A 6,086-nucleotide genomic window follows, 5' to 3' on the forward strand; every position below is an offset into this window, starting at 1 on the left:
CCCGCCGTCTACGTCCCGCTGCCCATCGGCAACGGCGAACAGCGGCTGAACGCGCTGCCCGTCGTCAACGCCGGCGGCGGCCTGCTGGTCGCAGACGCCGACTTGACCCCCCGGTTCGTGGCGGAACAGGTGGCCGGGCTGCTCAACGACCCGCCCCGGCTGGCGGCGATGACGGCGGCTGCCGCCCGGGCCGGGCATCCCGATGCGGCACAGCGGGTGGCTCAGGCCGCCCTCGACGTGGCACGCGAAGCACGGGGGGCGCGTGAGCGGCGGCCGACGGGAACGGGGTGACGGTGAGCGACTCGTCGCTGCCGCCGGAGTTGCAGCGGGTGCATATGGTCGGCATCGGGGGAGCGGGCATGTCAGGCATTGCCCGCATCCTGCTGGACCGCGGCGGGATGGTCTCGGGCTCTGATGCTAAAGAGTCGCGGGGTGTGCGTGCGCTGCGCGCCCGCGGTGCACTGATCCGCATCGGCCACGACACCTCGTCGCTGGATCTGCTGCCCGGCGCCCCGACCGCTGTCATCACCACTCACGCCGCTATTCCCAAGACCAACCCCGAGCTCGTCGAAGCCCGGCGCCGCGGCATCCCGGTGCTGCTAAGACCGGCGGTGCTGGCGAAGCTGATGGCCGGGCGCACCACTTTGATGGTCACCGGCACGCACGGTAAGACGACGACGACCTCAATGCTGATCGTCGCGCTGCAGCACTGTGGGCTCGATCCGTCGTTCGCGGTCGGAGGCGAGTTGGGGGAGGCCGGGACCAACGCCCACCACGGCAGCGGCGACTACTTCGTCGCCGAGGCTGACGAAAGTGACGGCTCGCTACTGGAGTACACGCCCCACGTCGCGGTCGTCACCAACATCGAATCCGATCATCTGGACTTCTTCGGCAGCGTTGATGCGTATACCTCGGTGTTCGACTCGTTTGTCGAACGCCTTGCCCCCGGCGGAGCGCTGGTGGTCTGCACCGACGATCCGGGAGCGGCCGCGCTGGCGGAACACACTGCGGCACTGGGCATTCGGGTGCTGCGGTATGGCAGCCAGCCGGCCGATCACTCCTCCGCAAGCGGGCGGTACGCCCCTACCGCGACGCTGCTGTCGTGGGAGCAGCAGGGTACCGGCGCGGTGGCGCACATCCAGCTGGCCGGCGACCCCAACCCGTGGGCGATGCGGCTCTCGGTGCCGGGGCGGCACATGGCGCTCAACGCGTTAGGCGCATTCCTGGCCGCGATCGAAATCGGCGCCCCGCCCGAGTCGGTGCTCGACGGGCTGGCAGGTTTTGAAGGGGTACGCCGGCGATTCGAACTGATCGGGACTGCGGCGTCGGTGCGGGTTTTCGACGACTACGCCCACCACCCGACGGAAATCAGCGCGACGCTGGCCGCGGTCCGCACACTGCTGGAGCAAAGCGGCAACGGTCGGGCGGTGGTGGTGTTCCAGCCCCATTTGTATTCGCGGACAAAGGCTTTCGCCGCCGAGTTCGGCCATGCCCTCGATGCCGCCGACGAGGTCTTCGTGCTCGACGTCTATGGCGCGCGCGAACAACCGCTGCCGGGGGTGAGCGGAGCCAGTGTGGCCGAGCACGTCAGCGTGCCGGTGCACTATGTCCCGGATTTCTCCGCCGTCGCCGAGACGGTGGCCGCGGCGGCACGGCCCGGTGACGTCGTGGTCACCATGGGTGCCGGCGACGTGACCATGCTCGCGCCGGAGATCGTGACCGCGCTGCGGGTGCGCGCCAACCGCATTCTGCCTGGCCGTCCCGGGGAGCACTGGTGAGCGAGCCCACGGCCGGGCCGGCGACCGAGGCGGTGACGGAGCCGATCGGCACCCCGGAGGGCGAAACTTCCGAATCGGGGGCGATCCGCTTCGAAGGCCCGCGTCGTCGGGCCCGAGAGGAACGCGCTCAGCGACGAGCCGCGGAAGCCCGGGCCAGGGCCATCGAAGAGGCGCGCCGGGAGGCCAAACGCAAGGCCGGTGGCGGCGTGCTCGGCGAGGGGAAACCCGTTCCGCGGGGCGCGGTTCGCGGGTTGAAGTTGATGCTCGCGACGGTGCTGTTGGCGGTGGTCACCGTGGGGCTGGGGCTGATCCTGTACTTCACGCCGGTGATGTCGGCGCGCAGCATCGTCGTCGCCGGCACCGGCGCGGTGACCCGCGAAGAGGTACTCGACGCGGCGAAGGTGCGGCCCGGGACGCCGCTGCTGCAGATCGACACCGACGCAGTCGCCGACCGGGTGGCGGCGATACGGCGGGTGGCCAGCGCGCGGGTCCAGCGGCAGTATCCGTCGGCGCTGCGAATCACCATCGTCGAGCGGATTCCCGTGGTGGTCAAGGACTTTCCCGACGGCCCGCACCTCTACGACCATGACGGAGTCGACTTCGCGACCGCGCCGCCGCCACCGTCGCTGCCCTACATCGACGTTGACAATCCCGGTCCGACGGATCCGGCCACCAAGGCCGTGCTGGCGGTGCTCACCGCGCTGCGCCCGGAAGTGGCGGGCCAGGTCGGCCGAGTCGCGGCTCCGTCGGTTTCCTCCATCACTTTGACGCTGGCCGACGGGCGAACCGTCATCTGGGGGACCAGCGACCGCACCGAGGAGAAGGCCGAGAAATTGGCCGCGCTGTTGACGCAGCCGGGCCGAACCTACGACGTGTCCAGCCCGGATCTACCGACGGTCAAGTAAGCGGTGCCGCGGGGCGCCGCCGAAAAATGGCCGAAATTCAAGGCGACGCGTCGGCGCGCCTGCATCACGAGTACGCGCCGCGGCCATACCGTTCTGGTTGCGCGGAACTACTTGACATAACTCTAAGCCTAAGGTTGAGGTTGAGGGTTTTAGGACTCGCCGAGAGTCGCCAGGGAGCTTCGCCACCAGGCCAAGCCCACCAGGGAGGAAGACGCAATGATGACCCCCCCGCATAACTACCTGGCCGTCATCAAAGTCGTGGGTATCGGCGGCGGCGGTGTCAATGCCGTCAACCGGATGATCGAGCAGGGCCTCAAAGGCGTGGAGTTCATCGCCATCAACACCGACGCCCAAGCGCTGTTGATGAGCGATGCCGATGTCAAACTCGACGTCGGCCGTGACTCCACCCGGGGCCTCGGCGCCGGCGCCGATCCGGAGGTAGGGCGCAAGGCCGCCGAAGACGCCAAGGACGAGATCGAAGAGCTGTTGCGCGGGGCCGACATGGTGTTCGTCACCGCCGGTGAAGGCGGCGGTACCGGCACCGGCGGGGCCCCCGTCGTGGCCAGCATCGCCCGCAAGCTCGGCGCGTTGACGGTCGGGGTGGTCACCCGGCCGTTCTCGTTCGAGGGCAAGCGGCGCAGCCAACAAGCCGAAACCGGCATCGCGACGCTGCGGGAAAGCTGCGACACGCTGATCGTGATCCCCAACGATCGGCTGCTGCAGATGGGCGACGCCCAAGTGTCGTTGATGGATGCCTTCCGCAGCGCCGACGAGGTGCTGCTCAACGGTGTGCAGGGCATCACCGACCTGATCACCACGCCGGGCCTGATCAATGTCGACTTCGCTGACGTCAAGGGCATCATGTCTGGGGCCGGCACCGCGCTGATGGGCATCGGCTCCGCCCGCGGCGAGGGACGAGCGCTCAAAGCCGCCGAGATCGCGATCAACTCACCGCTGCTGGAACAGTCCATGGAGGGCGCACAGGGTGTCCTGATGTCGATCGCCGGCGGCAGCGACCTGGGCCTGTTCGAGATCAACGAGGCGGCGTCACTGGTGCAAGACGCCGCCCATCAAGACGCCAACATCATTTTCGGGACCGTCATCGACGATTCACTCGGTGACGAGGTGCGTGTCACGGTCATTGCGGCCGGTTTCGCGTCGACCGGACCGAGCCGCAGGCCCATCGGGGGCGGTAGTGAAACCCCGACGATCGCCGCAGGGAAACACGGCAAAGTCTCCTCGACGCTCTTCGAGCCGGCCGACGCGGTCAGCGTCCCGGTGCCCACCAACGGCACGACGTTCAACATCGGCGGCGATGACGACGACGAGGACGTCGACGTGCCGCCGTTCATGCGGCGCTAGCCGTCCTTCGGCCAAGCGTGCGTGTTTGCACACGACACACCGATGACCGGTGTACATCTCTGCACGCTCGCCCGAGAAACCTGGACGGTCCGGATACTGGGCAGGTGAGCTATCGCATCCGGCGGGTCACCACCACCCGGGCCGGCGGTGTCTCGGCGCCGCCGTTCGACACGTTCAACCTCGGCGACCACGTCGGTGACGACCCCGCGGCGGTGGCGGCCAACCGGGCGCGGCTGGCCGCTGCGATCGGACTCGACGCCAACCGGCTGGTGTGGATGAATCAGGTTCACGGAGATCACGTCGAGGTGGTGGAGCAGCCGCAGAGTGCCGCCGTCGGCGGCAGGGCGGGCACCGACGCATTGGTGACCGCGACGCCGCGGCTGGCGCTGGCCGTGGTGACGGCGGACTGCGTGCCGGTGTTGATGGCCGACGCGCGGGCCGGCGTGGTGGCGGCGGTGCACGCCGGACGCGTCGGCGCGCAGCGCGGCGTGGTGGCGCGGGCGCTGGAGACGATGTTGGCTCTCGGTGCGCACACCGAAGACATCTCTGTCCTGCTCGGCCCCGCGGTCAGCGGGCGCAACTACGAAGTGCCCGCAGCGATGGCCGACGAGGTCGCCGCGGCCCTGCCCGGCAGCCGTACCACCACCTCAGCCGGCACACCCGGACTCGACTTGCGGGCCGGAATAGCTTGCCAATTGAGCGATTTGGGCGTTAAAGCCATCGACATCGACCCGCGCTGCACTGTGGACGACCCGAGCCTGTTCAGCCACCGCCGCGACGCGCCGACGGGGCGGCTGGCGTCGCTGGTGTGGATGGAATGAACGCCGTGGCCGACGTCGGGCCGAGCCGGGACCCCCGAGAAGAGCGCGAATCGGAATTGACCAATGCTTTGGCGGCGCTGCGATCCCGATTGGCAGCGGCCGCCGAGGCGGCGCGCCGCAAACTCGAAGAAATTGAGCTTTTACCGATTACCAAATTCTTTCCAGCAACCGATGTTGTGATTTTGTCGCTACTGGGTTGTGCATCCGTTGGCGAATCCCGCGATCAGGAAGCATCGGCGAAGGTCCGTGAAGTCGCCCGGTTATTAGGCCCGGCGTCACCGCCGCTGCGTTGGCACATGGTCGGTCAGATTCAGCGCAACAAGGCCCGGTCACTGGCCCGCTGGGCGCACACGGTCCACTCGGTCAGCAGCGTCCGCACGGCGGCCGCGCTCGACCGGGCTGTCGGTGCGGCCCGCGCGGAGGGCCAGCGTCGCGACCCGCTGCGGGCCTACGTGCAGATCAGCCTGGACGGCGACGTGTCCCGCGGCGGCGTCGACGTCTCGGCGCCCGACGCGGTCGACGAGGTCTGCGCGGAGATTGCGGCCGCCGCGAACCTCGAACTGGTCGGGTTGATGGGAATTCCACCACTGGACTGGGATCCCGACGCGGCCTTCGAACTCCTGCAAGCCGAGCACGAGCGGGTCCGCCGGTCGCACCCGGGCGCGGTCGGCCTGTCCGCAGGGATGTCCAACGACCTGGAACTGGCGATAAAACATGGTTCGACCTGTGTGCGTGTCGGTACCGCGCTATTGGGTCCTCGACCGTTACGGTCACCGTGATACGTCACTGTAGTCACACCTTCATCAAAGGCACCGCATCCAGAAGGGGTCACGCGATGAGCACTCTGCACAAGGTCAAGGCCTACTTCGGTATGGCTCCGATGGAGGACTACGAGGACGAGTACTACGACGACGACCGCGCTCCGTCCCGCAGCGGCTACTCCCGGCACCGCTTCGACGACGGCTATAGCCGCTACGAAGGGCGGGACTACGACGATCCGCGCGGCGAGCCCGACGACTATCCGCCGGGCAGCTACCGCAGCGGCTACCCCGACGACCACCGGTTCCGGCCCCGCGACTATGACCGCAGCGAGCTGGGCCGGCCTCGATTCGGGCTGTTGCGGGGCTCGACCCGCGGCGCGCTGGCCATGGACCCCCGCCGGATGGCGATGCTGTTCGACGAGGGCAGCCCGCTGTCGAAGATCACGACGCTGCGGCCCA

The 6,086-nt window shown here is 68.6% G+C and carries 6 protein-coding genes and 1 pseudogene; all 7 read left to right on the plus strand.

What is annotated here, in order from left to right:
• Positions 1-291, plus strand: a 291-nt coding sequence (locus VFA16_RS11495) for a glycosyltransferase (protein ID WP_324967929.1), incomplete at its 5' end; no start/stop codon positions are given.
• 2 nt (positions 292-293) lie between these two features.
• Complete coding sequence (gene murC / locus VFA16_RS11500) at positions 294-1,778, plus strand: UDP-N-acetylmuramate--L-alanine ligase (protein ID WP_324967930.1); 1,485 nt, start codon at positions 294-296, stop codon at positions 1,776-1,778.
• Positions 1,772-2,683: a cell division protein FtsQ/DivIB gene (locus VFA16_RS11505; protein WP_324967933.1), complete on the plus strand. Its 912-nt coding sequence runs from the start codon at positions 1,772-1,774 to the stop codon at positions 2,681-2,683. The genes murC and VFA16_RS11505 overlap by 7 nt, the downstream gene beginning before the upstream one ends.
• 219 nt (positions 2,684-2,902) lie before the next feature.
• Positions 2,903-4,045, plus strand: coding sequence for a cell division protein FtsZ (gene ftsZ / locus VFA16_RS11510; RefSeq protein ID WP_324967934.1), 1,143 nt, complete (start codon positions 2,903-2,905; stop codon positions 4,043-4,045).
• 104 nt (positions 4,046-4,149) lie between these two features.
• Positions 4,150-4,866 carry a peptidoglycan editing factor PgeF gene (gene pgeF, locus VFA16_RS11515; RefSeq protein ID WP_324967931.1) on the plus strand — a complete coding sequence of 239 codons (717 nt, stop codon included), beginning with the start codon at positions 4,150-4,152 and terminating at the stop codon, positions 4,864-4,866.
• On the plus strand, positions 4,863-5,645 hold the full coding sequence (locus tag VFA16_RS11520) for a YggS family pyridoxal phosphate-dependent enzyme (RefSeq protein ID WP_324967932.1): 783 nt from the start codon (positions 4,863-4,865) through the stop codon (positions 5,643-5,645). Before pgeF ends, VFA16_RS11520 begins: the two co-directional genes overlap by 4 nt.
• A gap of 56 nt (positions 5,646-5,701) precedes the next feature.
• Positions 5,702-6,086, plus strand: a pseudogene (locus tag VFA16_RS11525) (cell division protein SepF); the annotation flags it as partial.

The sequence above is a fragment of the Mycobacterium sp. genome (assembly GCF_035653355.1).
GTDB lineage: Bacteria > Actinomycetota > Actinomycetes > Mycobacteriales > Mycobacteriaceae > Mycobacterium.